17 protein-coding genes are annotated in these 17,304 nt (G+C 67.7%); 12 read left to right on the forward strand and 5 right to left on the reverse strand.

The features are described 5' to 3' along the window. Nucleotides 1-45: 45 nt before the first annotated feature. On the forward strand, nucleotides 46-699 hold the full coding sequence (fsa, locus tag KZX46_RS06935) for a fructose-6-phosphate aldolase (protein WP_219776000.1): 654 nt from the start codon (nucleotides 46-48) through the stop codon (nucleotides 697-699). A 133-nt stretch (nucleotides 700-832) separates the two neighbouring features. Beyond that, entirely contained in the window at nucleotides 833-1,717 is an 885-nt protein-coding gene (locus KZX46_RS06940; RefSeq protein ID WP_226896261.1) for a tyrosine recombinase XerC, read from the forward strand. Nucleotides 1,718-1,725: 8 nt separating this feature from the next. Here KZX46_RS06940 and KZX46_RS06945 read toward each other — a convergent pair whose 3' ends face one another. After that, nucleotides 1,726-2,682 carry a hypothetical protein gene (locus tag KZX46_RS06945; protein ID WP_219776002.1) on the reverse strand — a complete coding sequence of 319 codons (957 nt, stop codon included), beginning with the start codon at nucleotides 2,680-2,682 and terminating at the stop codon, nucleotides 1,726-1,728. 119 nt (nucleotides 2,683-2,801) lie between these two features. On the opposite strand from KZX46_RS06945, the gene KZX46_RS06950 reads away from it, so the two are divergent. The 6 genes from KZX46_RS06950 (at nucleotide 2,802) to KZX46_RS06970 (ending at nucleotide 6,825) form a co-directional block, all read left to right on the forward strand. Next, entirely contained in the window at nucleotides 2,802-3,404 is a 603-nt protein-coding gene (locus KZX46_RS06950; RefSeq protein WP_219776003.1) for an outer membrane lipoprotein carrier protein LolA, read from the forward strand. 267 nt (nucleotides 3,405-3,671) lie between these two features. Continuing rightward, nucleotides 3,672-4,475: an exodeoxyribonuclease III gene (locus KZX46_RS22790; RefSeq protein ID WP_226896262.1), complete on the forward strand. Its 804-nt coding sequence runs from the start codon at nucleotides 3,672-3,674 to the stop codon at nucleotides 4,473-4,475. Further along, on the forward strand, nucleotides 4,472-5,542 hold the full coding sequence (gene ribA, locus KZX46_RS06955) for a GTP cyclohydrolase II (RefSeq protein WP_226896140.1): 1,071 nt from the start codon (nucleotides 4,472-4,474) through the stop codon (nucleotides 5,540-5,542). Before KZX46_RS22790 ends, ribA begins: the two co-directional genes overlap by 4 nt. A gap of 10 nt (nucleotides 5,543-5,552) precedes the next feature. After that, nucleotides 5,553-6,053 (forward strand): L,D-transpeptidase, encoded by a 501-nt coding sequence (locus KZX46_RS06960; RefSeq protein ID WP_219776005.1) that lies wholly within the window; start codon nucleotides 5,553-5,555, stop codon nucleotides 6,051-6,053. Then, entirely contained in the window at nucleotides 6,050-6,397 is a 348-nt protein-coding gene (locus KZX46_RS06965) for a teicoplanin resistance protein VanZ (protein WP_216710295.1), read from the forward strand. Before KZX46_RS06960 ends, KZX46_RS06965 begins: the two co-directional genes overlap by 4 nt. A gap of 56 nt (nucleotides 6,398-6,453) precedes the next feature. Continuing rightward, a complete protein-coding gene (locus KZX46_RS06970) occupies nucleotides 6,454-6,825 on the forward strand; it encodes a MerC domain-containing protein (protein WP_219776006.1) in 372 nt (123 codons plus the stop codon). Here the strand turns inward: KZX46_RS06970 and KZX46_RS06975 are convergent, their stop codons facing one another. The 4 genes from KZX46_RS06975 to KZX46_RS06990 all read right to left on the reverse strand — a co-directional run bounded on the left by KZX46_RS06975 (nucleotide 6,826) and on the right by KZX46_RS06990 (nucleotide 12,496). Then, nucleotides 6,826-8,748, reverse strand: a complete 1,923-nt coding sequence (locus KZX46_RS06975; protein WP_219776007.1) for a M61 family metallopeptidase — start codon at nucleotides 8,746-8,748, stop codon at nucleotides 6,826-6,828. Between the two features lie 65 nt (nucleotides 8,749-8,813). Then, the gene (locus KZX46_RS06980; RefSeq protein WP_226896141.1) at nucleotides 8,814-10,940 is read right to left on the reverse strand and encodes a M3 family metallopeptidase; all 2,127 of its coding nucleotides are present in this window, start codon (nucleotides 10,938-10,940) and stop codon (nucleotides 8,814-8,816) included. A gap of 51 nt (nucleotides 10,941-10,991) precedes the next feature. After that, nucleotides 10,992-11,660: a YggS family pyridoxal phosphate-dependent enzyme gene (locus KZX46_RS06985; RefSeq protein ID WP_216710291.1), complete on the reverse strand. Its 669-nt coding sequence runs from the start codon at nucleotides 11,658-11,660 to the stop codon at nucleotides 10,992-10,994. 32 nt (nucleotides 11,661-11,692) lie between these two features. Further along, the gene (locus tag KZX46_RS06990) at nucleotides 11,693-12,496 is read right to left on the reverse strand and encodes a hypothetical protein (protein WP_219776009.1); all 804 of its coding nucleotides are present in this window, start codon (nucleotides 12,494-12,496) and stop codon (nucleotides 11,693-11,695) included. 271 nt (nucleotides 12,497-12,767) lie between these two features. On the opposite strand from KZX46_RS06990, the gene KZX46_RS06995 reads away from it, so the two are divergent. From KZX46_RS06995 to holA, 4 genes are read left to right on the forward strand one after another with little or no spacing between them, the layout of a single operon-like run. Next, the gene (locus KZX46_RS06995; protein ID WP_226896142.1) at nucleotides 12,768-13,178 is read left to right on the forward strand and encodes a DUF3576 domain-containing protein; all 411 of its coding nucleotides are present in this window, start codon (nucleotides 12,768-12,770) and stop codon (nucleotides 13,176-13,178) included. Nucleotides 13,179-13,183: 5 nt separating this feature from the next. Next, the gene (gene leuS, locus KZX46_RS07000; RefSeq protein WP_219776880.1) at nucleotides 13,184-15,760 is read left to right on the forward strand and encodes a leucine--tRNA ligase; all 2,577 of its coding nucleotides are present in this window, start codon (nucleotides 13,184-13,186) and stop codon (nucleotides 15,758-15,760) included. Continuing rightward, nucleotides 15,757-16,263 (forward strand): LPS assembly lipoprotein LptE, encoded by a 507-nt coding sequence (lptE, locus tag KZX46_RS07005; protein ID WP_219776010.1) that lies wholly within the window; start codon nucleotides 15,757-15,759, stop codon nucleotides 16,261-16,263. Before leuS ends, lptE begins: the two co-directional genes overlap by 4 nt. A 10-nt stretch (nucleotides 16,264-16,273) precedes the next feature. Beyond that, nucleotides 16,274-17,302 (forward strand): DNA polymerase III subunit delta, encoded by a 1,029-nt coding sequence (gene holA / locus KZX46_RS07010; RefSeq protein WP_219776011.1) that lies wholly within the window; start codon nucleotides 16,274-16,276, stop codon nucleotides 17,300-17,302. The last annotated feature ends 2 nt before the right edge of the window (nucleotides 17,303-17,304 follow it).

A 17,304-nucleotide genomic window follows, 5' to 3' on the forward strand; every position in this document is an offset into this window, starting at 1 on the left:
CGGGGAGGCGCTACAGCGGCGCATCCCCGCCATGAGGCCGCCGCCATGAAGTTCTTCGTCGACACCGCCGACACCCGCGAGATCGAGGAGCTCAGCCGTACCGGCCTGCTCGACGGGGTGACGACCAACCCGAGCCTGATCGCCAAGTCGGGGCGTAATTTCCTCGAGGTGATCGCCGAGATCGCCAAGCTCGTCGACGGCCCGGTCTCGGCCGAGGTCGTCGCGACGTCGGCTGACGACATGCTGCGCGAGGCGGCGAAGCTGCTGACGCTCGGCGACAATATCACGATCAAGGTGCCGCTGACGCTCGACGGCCTGCGCGCGTGCAAGACGCTGTCCGACGACGGCGTGATGGTCAACGTGACCCTGTGCTTCTCGGCGACGCAGGCGTTGCTCGCGGCGAAAGCTGGGGCGGCGTTCATCTCGCCGTTCGTCGGGCGGCACGACGACGTCGGCTTCGACGGCATGGCGCTGATCGCCGACATCAAGCTGATCTACGACAATTACGCCTTCGACACCGAAATCCTCGTCGCCAGCGTCCGCCACCCGGTCCATGTCCTCCAGGCGGCGAAGATCGGTGCCGATGTCTGCACGATGCCCGCGGCGGTGATCCGCGCGCTCGCCAACCACCCGCTGACCGACCGGGGCCTCGCCGGGTTCGCGAGCGACTGGGCGAAGACGGGGCAGACGATCCTGTGACCGACAATCTTGTCATCCCCGCGCACGCGGGAAGCCAATGTCACCGAGGGAAGTGACCTTGGGTCCCCGCGTGCGCGAGGATGACAAGGAGGTTGGGACCACCGCGCTCGCAGAGGCGGACGCCACCGCGCTCGTGGTCGAATGGTGCGCGAGCCTGACCGATGCGCGGCGGCTGTCGCCGAACACCGTCCGCGCTTATGCCGCGAGCCTCCACCGCTTCATCGCCTTTGCCGGGCGACACCTCGGGCGCGCAGTCGACGCGGCGACGCTGTCGGCTTTCACCCTCGCCGACTTCCGCGCCTTCCTCGCGGCGCGGCGCAGCGAGGGGCTGGGCAACGCCTCGATCGCGCGCGAGGTCGCCGCACTCCGCACCTTCTACGCCTTCGCCGCGACCGCCGGAGTCGATGCGTCGGGGTTGACCGGCCTCGCCTCGCCCAAGCGTGCTGCGCGCGTGCCGCGCCCGGTGTCCCCCGCCGATGCGCGCGCGCTCGTCGCCGACATCGGCGACGCCGCGCTCCAGCCGTGGGTTGCGGCGCGCGACACCGCGGTTGTGTTGCTGCTCTACGGCGCAGGCCTGCGGATCGCCGAGGCGCTTGCGCTGACCGGCAGCGCGCTGCCGCTGGGCGAGACGATCACCGTGACCGGCAAGCGGGCCAAGACACGGATCGTGCCGCTGCTCCCGGTCGTCCGCGCCGCGATCGAGGCCTATGCCGACCTATGCCCGTGGCCACGAAGCGCGTCGGCCCCGCTGTTCCGCGGCGTCCGCGGCGGACCGCTCGCGCCCGAGCTGATCCGCAAGGCGATGGCATCGGCACGCGCCGGCCTCGGACTGCCTGCGAGCGCCACCCCGCACGCGCTCCGCCACAGCTTTGCGACGCACCTGCTCGCGCGCGGTGCCGATCTTCGTTCGATCCAGGAACTGCTCGGCCACGCCAGCCTGTCGTCGACACAGGTCTACACCGCGGTCGACGCCGCGCACCTGCTCGACGTCTACCGCAACGCGCACCCGCGCGCCTGACGTTCGGATCAGCCGCCCATCAGGCTAGAGATGTGCTTCGCCAGCCCGATCGCGAGCATCTGCTCGTTCCACGCGTCGAGCTTCTTCGCCCATTTGTCGGCATGGCCGCCGACGACGCTCATCGATGCCTCGAGGTCGACGCCAAGGTCGGTATCCTGGATTTCACCGTTGACCGCAGCGAGTTCGAGGTCGCGGCTTGCCAGCCCGTCGAAGATTGTGCCGAGCCCGCGCCGCAGCCCGGTCTTGCCCGTCTTGAGCGCATCGAACCGCGCCTTGATCCGCGCCTGCGCCGCGATTACCCCGGCGCGCGTCGCCGCCATCGCCGCCCATTGCGCGAGGAGGTCGTCGATGCACTCGTCCCCGGTGCGCTGCGCGTCGCGGTAATGGCCGTAAAGCAGGAACACCTCGCGCATCGCCGAATCGCGCAGCGCCTTGTCCGACGCGGTCGGCTGCGCCCGGTGCATCGCCTCGTCGGCCATTTCAAGAAGCGGGCGATTGAGCTTGAAGCCAAGAACGACCGAAGCCGCCTCGTCGTCGAACTTGCCGGCAAGCGGTCCGTCTATCGCGTAGCGCTTCGTCATCGCGTCGGCATTGCGCCGCGCCGTCTGCGCGAGATCGATGATCTTCGCCTGAAGCGCGGCAACGTCGTTGTTGACGCCGGCGACCATGATAACGTCTTTGAGAGCAGTGAAATACTGGCTGTACGACTTCCAGAACAGCTTGGTGATGGGGACTTCGCCGATAAACTCGCCGAGCAGCTTCTGCAGCCCCTCGAGGCCGAGGTCGAACAGCGCATCCGACCGCCGGTCGGTGTCGAGCAGGCCGCGAACCTGGTCATAGCGCATCTTGTATTTGTCGTACTTGGCCTTGTACCCGTCATACTCGCTCTTGATCTTGTCGCCCTTGGCGGCGAGATCGATCATCGTGTCGATCGACAGTCCCGCGTGCCCGTCGTCGCCCGCCATCTTGCCCATCCCCCGGTTCAACTTGGGCATTTAGCAGAATTAACTGTGATCCGACAGGTTCAGTCGCGGTTCAACGGATGATGCGCTAAAGCTGGCCGGTCTCAAGGATTTGCCGAACTATGAAGCTCCTCGCTCTCGCCCTGCTCCTCGCCGCCACCCCGCTCGCCGCTGCCCCGTTGACGATCGACTCAGTCAAGGCGGCGCTGCAGGCGACGACGACGATGACCGCCGACTTCAGCCAGACCGCGGCGAACGGCACCGTTGCGACCGGCAAGCTGATTCTGTCGCGTCCCGGCAAGATCCGCTTCGCCTACGACAAGGCACCGCTGCTCGTCGTCGCCGACGGCAAGCGGCTCAGCGTCGTCGATTACGAGGTCAACCAGGTCTCGCAATACCCGATCAAGAGCACCCCGCTCGGCGTCCTGCTCGACGGCGACGCCGACCTTGCCCGCTTTGCGCATGTTGTCGGGCAGCAGGGCAACGGTTTGCTGGTCGAGGCGCGCGATCCCAAGCACCCCGAATATGGCGCGATCACGCTCAACTTCGCTACCGACGCCGCTGCGCCGGGCGGACTGGCGCTGCTCGGCTGGACGGCCCTCGACGCGCAGAACAACCGAACCGACATCACCCTGCGCGGCACGAAATACAACGTCGCGGTGCCCGCCGCGAGCTTCGGTTTCCGCGATCCGCGCGCGAAAAGCCTACCCGGAAAAACCGGCTAGCGACGCGGCCGTGACGTCGCCGCAAGGTCGAATTAACCACGCGGCATATTGTCTGGTTTATGAACCTTTCTGTTCATGGCCGAGCAATGTTGCGGGCGCTAACACGGACATGCGGTCGCCGCCCGGTGTCTGGAATTTGCCCCCCTGTTGTCTGGGCATTCGGGTTCGATCGTTGCGTGACGAGCGCAGACGGGCCCCCGCTCCATGCCCCCGGAGCGGGGGCCTAATTCGTTTGGTGGAGCGCCCGCGCGTGCTTACATGACCGCGATGCCGTCCCCGAACCAAACGCTGTCGATCGCCACCTGGAACATCAATTCGGTGCGCTTCCGCCTCGACATCGTCGAGCGGTTCTTGACGGAGCATTCGCCCGATATCCTGTGCCTGCAGGAAACCAAGGTCATCGACAACGACTTCCCGCACGCGCTGTTCGACCGGCTCGGCTATACGCACCGGGTCGTCTGCGGGCAGAAGATGCACCACGGCGTCGCGACGCTGTCGAAGGTCCCGCTGACCGAGGAACGCCGCTTCGACTGGCAGGACAACGGCGAGGCACGGCACATCGGCGCGCGGCTGGCGAACGGACTGCTTATCGAGAATGTTTATGTCCCCGCGGGCGGCGACATTCCCGACCCTACGCTCAACCCCAAGTTCGCGCAAAAACTCGCCTTCGTCGACCGGATGACGGCTTGGTCGGAGGGGTTGCGCGACGATACCGTCATTGTCGGCGACTTCAACATCGCGCCGCTGCCGTGCGACGTGTGGAGCCACAAGGCATTGCTCAACGTGGTCAGCCACACGCCGATCGAGGTCGACCGCCTCGACGGTCTCGCCGCGAGCCACGACTGGGTCGACCTCGGCCGCACGTTCATCCCCGCGCCGGAGCGGCTGTACACATGGTGGAGCTACCGCAACGCCGACCACACGGTGAACGACCGCGGGCGGCGGCTCGACCATATCTGGGCATCGCCGGGCGTGGCGCGGTCGGCGACGGCGTTCGAGGTTGTCGAGGACGCGCGCAACTGGGGCAAGCCATCGGACCACGTCCCGCAGATCGCGACGTTCGCGCTGTGAGCCCGGACGCCGCCACCAGCGTCGCGCGCGCGGTCGACGAGCTCCGTCGCGGACAGGTCGTTCGGATAACGAGCCCGGCGGGCGATCTCGATGTCCTCGCCACTGAACTCGCCGACGACCTCGTCCTTACGCGGCTCGAGACCGATGCGCGCGCCGGGCTCATCGTCACGGCGCGGCGGGCGGCGGTGCTCCACATCGTCAATCAGCCCGCAGCGGCGGGGCAGGATGTCGTCTGGATCGACCGCCCGGCATGGCTCGACCTCGCCGCGACGGTCGCGATCGCCGACCCCGGTGACGACCTCCGCCTGCCGTTCAAGGGACCGTTCCGCACATGCGTGCCGACCGCGATGGCGGCGGCGCAGGCGGCGGTGCGGCTGGCCAAGCTCGGCGGCATCCTGCCGGCAGTCTTCGCCATTCCCGCCGGAGGCGGCACGCCGCTGACCGCCGCCGCCGCCGATATCCTGAGCTACGCCCGCGCCGACCGGCTGCGGATCGTCACCCGCGCGCGCCTGCCGCTCGACGGCGCCCCCGATACCGAAGTCGTCGCGTTCCGCCCGGCCGAAGGCGGCCCCGAGCATCTCGCGTTGGTCATCGGCCCGCGCGGGACGACGCCGCCGGTGCTGACCCGGCTTCATTCGGCGTGCCTGACCGGCGATGTCCTTGGCAGCCTCAAATGCGATTGCGGCCCGCAGCTTCGCGCCGCCTTGGCCGCGATCACGGCGGCTGGGGGCGGCATATTGCTGTATCTCCAGCAGGAGGGGCGCGGTATCGGGCTGATCAACAAGCTGCGCGCGTATGCGCTCCAGGACCAGGGGTTCGATACCGTCGACGCCAACCTCCGCCTCGGCTTCGAGCCCGACGAGCGCGATTTCGCCGTCGCCGCGACGATGCTGCGCCTGCTCGGCGTCGGACAGGTTCGGCTGTTGACCAACAACCCCGACAAGGTCGCAAGCCTTTCCGCGCACGGCATCGACGTCGTCGAGCGCATCGCGCATTCGATGCCGCCCAACCCGCACAACGCCGATTATCTCGCGACCAAGCGCGACCGCAGCGGGCATTATCTGTAATGCGGCACGCATGATCCTGGCCGTCGACACAGCAGCACTGACTCTAACCGCCGACGGCGTCTCGACTCCGTGCCTGATCGGCCGGTCGGGCGCGACACCCGCCGCGAGCAAGCACGAGGGCGACGGCTGCACCCCGCGCGGACGCTGGGCGATCCGCTCGGCGATGATCCGTCCCGACCGCGTCGCCGCGCCGGTCACCGCACTGCCGTGGCGCGCGCTCGACCCGGCCGACGGCTGGTCGGATGACGTGCGCGACCCCGCGTACAACCGCCGTGTCCGCCACCCGCACCCGTTTTCTGCTGAACATCTATGGCGCGACGACGGTCTGTACGATGTCATCGTCGAGCTTGGCTATAACGATGCACCGCCGGTCCCGGGCAAGGGCAGCGCGATCTTCCTCCACTGCATGATCGCCGGGCACCCGACCGCCGGGTGCGTCGCGATCGACCGCGAGGCGCTCGAAGCCCTTCTGCCGCATCTTGCCCCCGGCGACTGGATCGATATCGCATGACCCCGCGCCTCCCTCGCGTCATCTTTGCAGTCATCCTGATCGGGACGTTCATCGCGGCGATCCTGCCGAACGCCGAGGCACCCGACTTTGGCGACGGCGACAAGATCAACCATATCGCCGCGTTCATCACGTTGAGCCTCGCTGCGGCATGGGCTTGGCCGCGCACGAAATTGTGGCGCATCGCGCTCTGGCTGAGCGCGCTCGGCGGGCTGATCGAGATCGTCCAGGCGATCCCCTTCATCGGACGCGACGCCGAATGGGGCGACTGGATCGCCGATACCGTCGCCACAGTCGTCACGCTGACAGTCATCTGGGTGCTGCGGCGCTTGCTTCCGCGCTTGTAATCACCGCGCACGACGCATATTTAAGCGATGATATAAAGTAACCTCGGGAGGCCCGCGTGGCCGCGTCGCGTCCATCGCAATCCTGGCTCGATTGGGCAGCCGTCTCGGCGTCGGGCCTGTGCCTGATTCACTGCCTTGCCCTGCCGCTGCTGATTGCGCTGCTGCCGTCGGTCGGCGGCGCGATCGCGGGGAGCGGCACGCACTGGGTGCTCCTCGCCTTCGCCCTGCCAGTCAGCCTGTGGGTGCTGACCCGCGATCCGTGGCCCGAGGGCCTCGTCCCGCTTGCACTCGGAGCCGCCGGTCTGAGCCTGATGACGCTGGGAGTCGCCTTCTACGAAGGTCTGCCCGCCGAGCGCATCCTCACCGTCGCCGGAGTCAGCCTCGTCGCCGCCGCGCACCTCATCCGCTGGCGGCGGCGCCGGGCCTAACTACTTCGTCCGGCTGGAGATGATCGCGTCGAGCGACGCCGGGCCGCTGCCGCTACGCTCGAGGTGCGGATAGCGGAGGCCACCGCTCCAATCGATCGTGACGACGCGGAAGCGGTCGGCATTCTTGAACATCAACTCGACCGGCTTCCCGGCCTTCGCCGCGGTCACCGCGCGCTTCAGGCCGTCACCGTCATACGCCTCGCCGTTGACCGCGAGGATCACCGTGCCGACGGTCAACCCCGCCTTGAACGCCGGGCCGCCCCACATCACCTGCGTCAGGTCGGCGTCCTTGCCGACGCTGAGGCCGAGCGAATAATTGAGATCGATGCGCTTGGCGGCGCTGTCGGCGGCCTTGCCGAAATCGCTCTGCTTGTCGGTGTAGACGAGCTTGTAGCCGCCGCGCGTGATGCCATCGAGCGGCGCCCCCGGGCCGTGCGACGTCAGCCGGTCGTTCAAGAACTTTGCCCAGTCGTACGGCTCGGTCGCGTTCAATGCCGCGACGACATCGTCGAAGGTGTAGCTGAGCTCGGTCCAGGCACCATCGTCGACCCCGAAGAAGCGATGCGCGAAATCGTCGAGCGAGCGCTTGCCCTTCGACCGCTCGCGGATCAGCGTGTCGGCGTCGAGCCAGATCAGCAGGCCCTCGGTGTAATAATCCTCCGACCGCTGCCAGTTGCGCCACGGCTCGGGCGCGCGCGCGGCGGTGATCGGATCGTTGGTCGTGTCGATCAGCGGCTTCCACGTCCGCCCGATGACCGCATCATACGTCGCGGCATAACCGGCGAGATTGTCGAGCGTCTGCTGCGGCGTCCAGATGCCCGACCGGCCGCCGAGGACGGTGCCGAAATACTGCGTCCCGCCTTCGTACACCCACAGCAATGAGTTGCGCATCGGCACGTTGTAGTTCGGCGTCCACGAATCCGCGCCGCGGCGGAACTTGCCGTCCCAGCTGTGGGTGAATTCGTGCGGCAGCAGCCCGTGCGCCCCCGGATTCTTGTCCCACTCGGTGAAATATCCCGGAACCGAGCCGTTCTCGCTCGACCGATGATGCTCGAGGCCGATCCCGCCCTGCTTGTCGCTCAGCGCGAGGAGCAGGTCGTAGTGATCGAAATGCTTCGATCCGAACAGCGCGACCGCCTCTTTGACCAGCTTCACATGCGGCGCGATCTGCGCGTCGGTCGCCGCGAGCAGGTCGGGACGATCGGCCACCACGTTGAGCGTCACCGGGCGCGACGACGTGTCGAGCGGGATGACGCGCATGTAGCGTCCGGCGAAGATCGGCGAGTCGACCAGCGTCTCGAACGGCACGGTGTTAAAGGTGGTTTCACCCGCTGGAGCACCGGCGACCGGACGCAGTGCGGTCGCGACCTTCCAGCCTTCGGGAAACTTGACCGTCGCCGACACCGGGATCTGCCGGGTAAAATACCCCGCCGGATACAGCGTCGTCTGGTCGAATTCGAGGTTGAGCATGTTCTGCGTGACGACGACGCGCCCCTGCTTCGGATCGGTCGGCGAGACGAACTGGAAGTCGAGGTCGATCGCCGTCGCCCCGGCCGGAACGTCGATGTGGAAGGCGTAGACGTCGACCGGATCACGGGTCCATTCGATCCGCGTCGCCCCGGTATGGATGATCAGCCCGGCGAGCTTGTCGACCGGCCCGCGCGGCGAATGCTTGCCCGGCAGCCATTCGGGATACAGCAGCGTCATCGGGCCCGGTCCCGCGACCGGGATCGTCTCGTGAACCGTCAGGATGCGCCGGTCGAGATCGGTCGCGTCGACGTGCACCGTGATCGTGCCGGGATACGGCTTGTCGACCGGGGCGATCGTCGGCGGGGGCATCGGCACGGGTCGCGGCTGCGGCGGCGATTGCGCGAGCGCCGGAGCGGCAAGCAGGGCGGCCGCGAGGGCGAGACGGGAGATCATCGAAAGAAAGCTTTCAGCGAGAGGGACTGTCGTCGACTAATTCAGCGGTCAAGTCAGGTTGATCGTCAGCTTCCCGTCGCTGGCGTCGCGACAGGAACCGGAAAGCCCATCGACCGCAGATACGCGCCGACCTTCGGATCGCGCCCGCGGAAATTGCGGAACGCGACCGCCGGGTCGACGGTGTTGCCGACCGAGGTGATCGTGTCGTGGAGGCGCTTCGCCACGACCGGATCGTACGGCCCGCCCGCCTCGGTGAAGGCCTCGAACGCGTCATGGTCGAGCACCGCCGCCCACAGATAGCCGTAGTAGCCCGCGGCATAGCCGTCGCCCGCGAAGACGTGGCCGAACTGCGGGATGCGGTGGCGCATGACGATCTCCGACGGCATGCCGAGTTCGGCAAGGGTCGTGCTTTCGAACGCCTTCGGGTCGATCGGCACGTCGCCCGCAAGATGGAGCTTGAGGTCGACAATCGCGCTGGCCTGCGCCTCGACGACGCCGAACGCGGCGTTGAACGTGTCGGCGCGCTTGATCTTGGCGATCAGGTCGGTGGGGAGCGGCTCGCCCTGCGCGTTGACGAGCATCGCCTGGACTTCGGGGGTGGTGAACCAGTTCTCGTTGAGCTGGCTCGGGAATTCGACGAAATCGCGGACGGTATTGGTCCCCGACAGCGTCGGATAGACGACGTTCGAGTTGAGCCCGTGGAGCGCGTGGCCGAATTCGTGGAACATCGTCTTGGCGTCGTCGAACGACAGCGTCACCGGCTGGCCGGGATCGGCCTTGATGAAATTGGCGTTGTTCGAGACGATCGTCGGAACGTCGCCGTCGACTCGCGACTGTTCGCGATACGCGTTCATCCACGCCCCCGAATTCTTGCCGGGCCTAGCGTACGGATCGAAATACCATAGCCCGACATGCTTGCCGTCGCGGCCCTTGACCTCCCACACGGTGACGTCGGGGTGGAACACCGGCAGGCCGTGGACCTGTGTGAAGGTGAAGCCGTAGAGCTTGCCCGCAGCGAAGAACATCGCGGCGCGGACGTGATCGAGCTGGAGGTACGGCTTCACCTCGTTGAGATCGAGGTTGTATTTCGCCTTGCGGACCTTCTCGGCATAATAGCGATAGTCCCACGGCGCGATCTTGAACGTGCCGCCGTCTTTGTCGACGACCGCCTGCATCACCGCGACGTCCTGCTTGACCTGCGCGACCGCAGGCTTCCATGCGGCGAGTTCGAGCGCGAGGGCATTGTCGGGGGTCTTCGCCATCTTGCTGGCGATCTGCCAGTGCGCGTAGGTCGGGTAGCCGATCAGCTTCGCGTTCGCCGCGCGCAGGTGGAGGATTTGCGTGACGATCGCATTATTGTCGGTCGCACCGCCGTTATCTCCACGCTTGGTCCACATCGCGAAGCCTTTTTCGCGGGCAGCGCGGTCGTCGGCGTAGGTCAGGAATGGCTCCATCGATGAGCGCGTGTTGGTGATCAGCCACTTGCCCGGCTGGCCGCGCTTGACTCCCTCGGCAGCGGCGGCGGCGACCTGCGCCGGGGTCAGCCCCGACAGTTGCGCCTTGCTGTCGAGCGTCAGGACATAGCTCTCCTCGTCAGCGAGCTCGTTCTGCTGGAACCTGGTATAGAGCGTCGCGAGCTTTTCGTTGTTCGCGGCGAATTCGGCCTTCGCTGCCGGTGACAGCTTTGCCCCCTGCTGCGTAAAGCGCATCCAGTAGACCCAGACGAGGCGCTGCTGTTCGGGTGTCAGCTTCGCCTTGGCGGGCGAGTTATAGACCGCGTCGATCCGGGCGAACAACGCCGGGTTCTGCGTGATCCTGTCGCCGAACGCCGACAGCTTCGGCGCCATCGCTATCTCGACCTTCTGGAACTCGGGCGACTTGAGATTGCCCGACCATACTCCAAAGATCGCGCCGACGCGGTTGAGCGCCGCGCCCGACTTCTCGAGCGGGACAATCGTGTTCTCGAACGTCGGTGCGGCCTTGTTCGCGGTGATCGCATCGATTTCGGCGAGGTTCTCGGCCATTGCGGCGTCCAGCGCGGGAGCGAAATCGGCGATCTTGACCGTGGCAAAGTTCGGCTCGCCGCCATAAGGGCCGGTCCACGGCGCGAGGAGCGGGTTCGACGGCGCGGCGGCGGTCGGCACCGCCGCGATCGCAAGCAGGCACGCGCCGATCAACAAACTCAATTTCATCAAAGAAAACTCCCCAATCGCGGGAAGCTACACCGACTCGCGCGCTATTTCCTAGCCCCGCGCACCGAACAGCGCGCTGCCGACGCGGACGCATGTCGCGCCGAGCATCACCGCAGTTTCGTAGTCCGCCGACATCCCCATGCTCAGACCCGGCAGGCCGTGATCGCGCGCGAGTTTGGCAAGGAGCGCGAAGAACGGCGCAGGCTCGATCCCCTCGGGTGGCACCGCCATGAGCCCGGCGACCGGCAGATCGTGCGCGCGCGCGAGGTCGAGCAACGCCTTGAGCTCGCCGAGTGCGACCCCGCCCTTTTGCGCCTCGTCGCCGATATTGACCTGGATATAGCAGTCGGGGCGCTTGGCCGCCGATGCCATCGCCCCCGCCAGCGCGATCACCAGCGACCGCCGGTCGACGCTGTGGATGACGTCGAACAGCTCGACCGCGTCGCGCGCCTTGTTCGACTGGAGCTGGCCGACAAGGTGGAGCCGTACCCCGGGGTACGCTGCGCACAGGGCCGGCCACTTCGCCGCTGCCTCCTGAACGCGGTTCTCGCCGAACGACCGCTGCCCGGCGGCGAGCAGCGGCTCGATCGCCGCAGCATCGTGGGTCTTCGATACGGCAATCAACTCGACCGCCGCCGGGTCGCGCTTCGCCAGCGCCGCCGTGCGCGCGATCGCATCGCGCACTGCCGCCAGCCGTTCCGTTGCATCTTCGATCGTCATCGCCGCGCTATACGCAGCGCGCGGCGTCACGGCTAGAAGGTGAACGCCGTCCCGAAATAGACCGCCTGATCGCGCTTGGCGGGGTCGGCGATCGAATCGATCGTCTTGTAGCGGACGCCACCGGTCAGCGAGAGCTGCGGCGTCAACAGATACGCACCGCCGAATTCGACCGAATAGCGCCGGTCGGCAGGCAGCGGCGACAGCGGCGTGATCGGCGTCAACAGCGCCGGGGCACCGGTCTCGGCGGCGATCTGGAGGCTCGTCTTCCAGCTTGCCCCACGATAGCTGACCCCGACATCGACCGCGTTCCGGCGCGGCGTCAGGCTCGTCGGCAGCGTCCCGCCAAGGATCTCGGAGCGCGAATAGCCGCCCGAGACCGCAAAATTGCGCCAGCCGACCGCGAGATCGACGTTATACGCCGCCGGCGTAACCGCAGCGGTCTCGACCGGGGCGGCGGCCTTCGACGTATCGGCGACCGCGGCGACGACGCGCGAGGTCACCCCGACGCTGAACGCGCGGCGGTTGTCGGCCTTGCCCGACGGCGTGAAGCGAAAGGCGCGCTCGACCGTCGCCAGCCGCGCGTTCGCCGCACCCTGGCCGGGCGCGGTGAAGCTGAACTTGCCGGCATCGACGAGCGACGGGGCGAATGAGGCGAGATTGCCGACGCGCAGCCGGTCGGCGGCTCCGTCGGCGTCGATCGCGAAGGACGACGTCATCTTGTGCTTGGGCGTCTTGATCAGCGCCGATGCCGGATGCGCGACGAGAGCCGCCAGCAGCAGCGCTGCCGGCACGGCGATGCGGATCCCGTCCGCAATCCTCGCTGTTTCCATCCCCATGACGTCTGCCCACTATCAGGACGCTGTAGTTTCGCCCAGTCCCCAACAACATCCATAACCGGCAAAGGCTGCTGGATTCTTGATTAACTACGGCACACGTTGTTGATTCCCCTCGCTAGAGAGTCGAATCATTCGAGGGTGTTGCCTCGTTGCATCGCCACCGGCATCGCCCTTTGCGCGAACGCGTCCGCGACCTATAAGGGCGCCGCAATCACGGTGCGGAGTTACACGAATGGTTTCGGTCGGTCGAGCAAGTGCTGGCGCGGCGTTGATGGCGCTCGCGCTCCTCGGCGGCTGCAGCCACGGTCACCACGGTAAAAAGCCGCGGCCCGAGGCGCTGGCCCCGGCGCGGCTGTCGACGATCGGCGTCAATTCCTATCTGTGGCAGGCGAGCCTCGACACGATCGCGTTCATGCCGATCGCCTCGGTCGATTCGAACGGCGGCGTCATCGTCACCGACTGGTATGTCAGCCCGGTGACGCCGAACGAGCGGATCAAGGTGACGATCACGATCCTCGACACCGTCCTCCGCGCCGACGCGGTTCGCGTCTCCGCGAACCGCCAGCAGCTCGGCGCGAGCGGCTGGGTCGAAGTCCCGGTCCGTGCCGGCACCGTCCAGAAGCTCGAGGAGACGATCCTCGGCCACGCCCGCGACCTGCGCCAGGCATCGATCACCGGGTGACCGGCGTGCCCGGTCAAGCGCCGGCCGGCCCGCCGGCCAAGTTCGATTCGTCTGCCGCCGACGCGCGCTGGCAGGCGGAATGGACCGCGCGCGGCACCTTCATCGCCGACGATGCCTCGCCGAAACCGAAGACCTTCATCCTCGAGATGTTCCCCTACCCGTCGGGGCGCATCCACGTCGGCCACGTCCGCAATTACGTCATGGGCGACGTCATCGCCCGCGCGCGCCGCGCACAGGGTTTTGAAGTCCTTCACCCGATGGGCTGGGACGCATTCGGCATGCCCGCCGAAAACGCCGCGATCGAACGCGGCATCCATCCGGGCATGTGGACACGCGCGAATATCGCGACGATGCGCGGCCAGCTCCAGCGGCTCGGCTTCGCGCTCGACTGGAGCCGCGAGCTGGCGACGTGCGAGCCCGATTATTACGGCCACGAACAGGCGCTGTTCCTCGACCTGATGGCGGCGGGGCTCGTCACCCGCAAACTCAGCGCGGTCAACTGGGACCCGGTCGACCACACCGTCCTCGCCAACGAGCAGGTCATCGACGGACGCGGCTGGCGCTCGGGCGCGCTGGTCGAACGCCGCCAGCTCAGCCAGTGGTTCCTCAAGATCACCGACTTCGCCGACGAACTCCTCGACGGGCTGGCGACGCTCGACGAATGGCCCGACAAGGTCCGGCTGATGCAGGAGAACTGGATCGGCAAGAGCCAAGGGCTGAAGTTTACGTTCAAAGGCGAGGAGGAGATCGAGGTCTATTCGACCCGGCCCGACACGATCTTCGGCGCGAGCTTCGTCGCGGTCGCGGTCGACCACCCCGTCGCGCAACGCGCCGCAGCCACCAACCCCGACGCGGCGGCGTTCATCGAACGCTGCAAGGCCGGCGGGACCACCGCCGCCGAACTCGAAACGCAGGAAAAGCTCGGCTTCGACACCGGGCGCACCGTCGTTCATCCGCTCGATCCCGCGCTGACGCTGCCGGTCTACATCGCGAACTTCGTGCTGATGGAGTATGGCACCGGCGCAATCATGGGCGTCCCCGCGCACGACCAACGCGACCTCGACTTCGCGCGCAAGTACCGGCTGCCGGTGCCGCGCGTCATCGCCGACGGCGACGCGACCGACCCCGTGTTCGACGGCAATACCGCCTATTCTGGGCCGGGAACGCTGGTCAATTCGCGCTTCCTCGACGGCATGGGCATCGACGAGGCGAAGACGACTGTCATCGCCAAGGCCGAAGCCGAGGGCTGGGGCACCGGCACCACCGTCTGGCGGCTACGCGACTGGGGCGTATCGCGCCAGCGCTATTGGGGAACGCCGATCCCGGTGATCCACTGCCCGAGCTGCGGCGTCGTCCCCGTCCCGCGCGAGCAACTGCCCGTCGTCCTGCCCGAAGATGTGACCTTCGACGTCCCCGGCAACCCGCTCGACCGCCACCCGACGTGGAAGCACGTGACGTGCCCGGTGTGCGGCGAGCCCGCCGTCCGCGAGACCGACACGCTCGACACCTTCGTCAATTCGTCGTGGTATTTCATCCGCTTCGCCAGTTCGCCCGCCAACGCGGCGTTCGACCCGGTCGTCGCGAAGCAATGGCTGCCGGTCGCGCAATATATCGGCGGCGTCGAGCACGCGATCCTGCATTTGCTCTACGCCCGCTTCTGGACCCGCGCGCTCCGCCGCATCGGCCGTCTCGACGTCACCGAGCCGTTCGCCGGGCTGTTCACCCAGGGGATGGTGACACACGAGACGTATCGCCAGATCCGCGCCAACGGCCTGGCTGCCGACGAAGGCGATTTCGAAGGCAGCAGCGAACTGGCTGGGGCCTGGCTGGCCCCCGAAGACATCGAGAAGCGCGACGACGGCGTATTCGAACGCGCGACCGGGCTGCCGGTCGATGTCGGCCGCGTCATCAAGATGTCGAAGTCGAAGAAGAATATCGTCGACCCCGACTCGATCCTCGCGCGCTACGGTGCCGACGCGGTCCGCTGGTTCATGCTGTCGGACTCGCCCCCCGAACGCGACCTCGCCTGGTCCGAAAGCGGGATCGACGGCGCATGGCGGCTCGTGCAGCGCGTCTGGCGGCTCGCGATCGCCGACGGCGGCGAAGGCCTCGACAACGCGCTCGATCGCGCGGTGGCGAAGGCCCTCGATGGTGTTACCGCCGATATCGACAAGCTCCAGTTCAACAAGGCGGTGGCGCGGCTGTACGAACTCACCAGCACGATCGAGCGCGCCGCGCCATCGATCGCGCGGACGGCGGCGATCGACACGCTGCTCACCCTCGCCGCGCCGATGATCCCGCACCTCGCCGAGGAAGCGTGGGCGTTGCGTGGACACGACGGGCTGATCGCCGATGCCGCATGGCCGGTCGCCGACCCGGCACTGCTGATCGACGACACCGTCACCATCGCGATCCAGGTCAACGGCAAGCTCAAGGACAGCGTCGAAGCCGCCAAGGGTGCGCCGCGCGAGACGATCGAGGCGCTGGTGCTCGCGCGCGACAAGGTCGTCCGCGCGCTCGACGGCAAGCCGCCGCGCAAGGTCATCGTCGTCCCCGACCGATTGGTGAACCTCGTCGCATGATCCGCGCGCTGCTCCTCGCCCTTGCCACGCTCGTCGCCCTCGCCGGGTGCGGCCTCCAGCCGGTTTATTCGGGGGGCAGCCACGGCGTCGCCGCGACGACGCTGACCCAGATCGCGATTGCGCCGATCCCCGACCGCGCGGGCTACCTCGTCATGGGCGCACTTCATGACCGGCTCGGCACGACGGTCGACAAGCCGAAATACCGGCTCGAGGTCGAGCTCGATGACCAGATCATCGGCTTCGGCGTCCGCGGCGACAATTCGATCGCGCGCGAGCGGCGAACCCTTCGCGCGCGCTACCGCCTCGTCGATGCGGCAACCGGCGCGCTCATCCTCGACGCGACCGCGACGAGCGATGCCGGCATCGACCGCGTCAGCTCGGACTATGCCGTCGTCGCCGCCGAGACGACCGCGCTCGAACGCCTTGCGGTCGACCTCGCCGCACAAATCAGCGTCCGGCTCGCGCGCTTCGCCCAGGCCGGGGGCATGGTCGAGGCGCAATGACGACGGCCCGATGAAGGCCGACCGCGGCGCGCTCGCGGCCGCGATCCGCAAGCTCGAACCGGCGATCCGGCTGGTCCTGCTCCACGGCGCCGACACCTCGGCCTCCGCCGATCTCGCGCGTACGATCGCCCGTCAGTTCGCCGACCCGAACGACCCGCTCGGCGAGACGGTGATCGAGGGCAAAACGCTAACGGCCGACCCCGCCGCACTCGTTGCCGCCGCGAGCGAAGTCTCGATGTTCGGCGGCACGCGGCTGATCCGAGTCGACGATGCCGGCGACGACGCGCTCGCCGCGGTCAGCCAGGTGCTCGACGCCCCGGCGACGGGCAATCCGGTCATCGTCGTCGCGGGTACGCTCAAGAAGGGCTCGAAGCTGCTGACCCGCGTCGAGGGCGCGGCGAACGCGCTTGCCTACGCGAGCTACGCCCCCGAGGCGCGCGACATCGCCGCGACGATCGCCGAGATGTCGGCCGAAGTCGGTGTCCGACCAACCCGCGCCGCGGCATCGATGCTCGCCGAGGCAACCGGCGGTGACCGCGGCATCCTGCGGCAGGAGATCGTCAAGCTTGCGCTGTATCTCGATGCGACCCCCGAAGCGTCCGTCCCCGCCGAGGCGAGCGACATCGCCGCGATCGGTGCCGACCTCGGCGATGCCGACTTCGCCGCGCTGGTCGACGGCGTTGCCGGAGGCAAGCCTGCCGTCGCAGACCGCCAGCTGACCGGCTTCGCCGCGTCGGGAATTCCGGGCATCACTCTCCTCCGCACCGTTTCGCGGCGCTTCTGGCTGCTGCTCGACCTTCGCGCCGCGGTCGATGGCGGCGCGAGCGCATCGCGCGCGGTCGACGGGGCGCGGCCGCCAGTGTTCTGGAAGGAGAAAGGCGCGGTCACCGCGCAGCTCGGCCAATGGCGCACCCCGGCGATCCGCGGCGTCCTTGCCCGCCTGCTGGCGGCCGAACGCGCGGTCAAGCGCAGCGGCTCGGCAGGCGACGTCGCGGTCGCGCAGCTCCTGCTCGGGATCGCGACCCAAGCGCAGCGCTAAGC

Origin of the sequence: Polymorphobacter sp. PAMC 29334 (assembly GCF_019431245.1) — a bacterium.
GTDB lineage: Bacteria > Pseudomonadota > Alphaproteobacteria > Sphingomonadales > Sphingomonadaceae > Polymorphobacter_B > Polymorphobacter_B megasporae.

Coding starts and splice junctions, on each gene's coding strand:
- KZX46_RS06985 (WP_216710291.1), bottom strand. CDS start 11,660: ATGACGATCGAAGATGCAACGGAACGGCTGGCGGCAGTGCGCGATGCG.
- KZX46_RS06950 (WP_219776003.1), top strand. CDS start 2,802: ATGAAGCTCCTCGCTCTCGCCCTGCTCCTCGCCGCCACCCCGCTCGCC.
- lptE (WP_219776010.1), top strand. CDS start 15,757: ATGATCCGCGCGCTGCTCCTCGCCCTTGCCACGCTCGTCGCCCTCGCC.
- KZX46_RS06990 (WP_219776009.1), bottom strand. CDS start 12,496: ATGGGGATGGAAACAGCGAGGATTGCGGACGGGATCCGCATCGCCGTG.
- KZX46_RS06960 (WP_219776005.1), top strand. CDS start 5,553: ATGATCCTGGCCGTCGACACAGCAGCACTGACTCTAACCGCCGACGGC.
- holA (WP_219776011.1), top strand. CDS start 16,274: ATGAAGGCCGACCGCGGCGCGCTCGCGGCCGCGATCCGCAAGCTCGAA.
- KZX46_RS06945 (WP_219776002.1), bottom strand. CDS start 2,682: ATGGCGGGCGACGACGGGCACGCGGGACTGTCGATCGACACGATGATC.
- fsa (WP_219776000.1), top strand. CDS start 46: ATGAAGTTCTTCGTCGACACCGCCGACACCCGCGAGATCGAGGAGCTC.
- KZX46_RS22790 (WP_226896262.1), top strand. CDS start 3,672: ATGCCGTCCCCGAACCAAACGCTGTCGATCGCCACCTGGAACATCAAT.
- KZX46_RS06995 (WP_226896142.1), top strand. CDS start 12,768: ATGGCGCTCGCGCTCCTCGGCGGCTGCAGCCACGGTCACCACGGTAAA.
- KZX46_RS06975 (WP_219776007.1), bottom strand. CDS start 8,748: ATGATCTCCCGTCTCGCCCTCGCGGCCGCCCTGCTTGCCGCTCCGGCG.
- KZX46_RS06980 (WP_226896141.1), bottom strand. CDS start 10,940: ATGAAATTGAGTTTGTTGATCGGCGCGTGCCTGCTTGCGATCGCGGCG.
- KZX46_RS06965 (WP_216710295.1), top strand. CDS start 6,050: ATGACCCCGCGCCTCCCTCGCGTCATCTTTGCAGTCATCCTGATCGGG.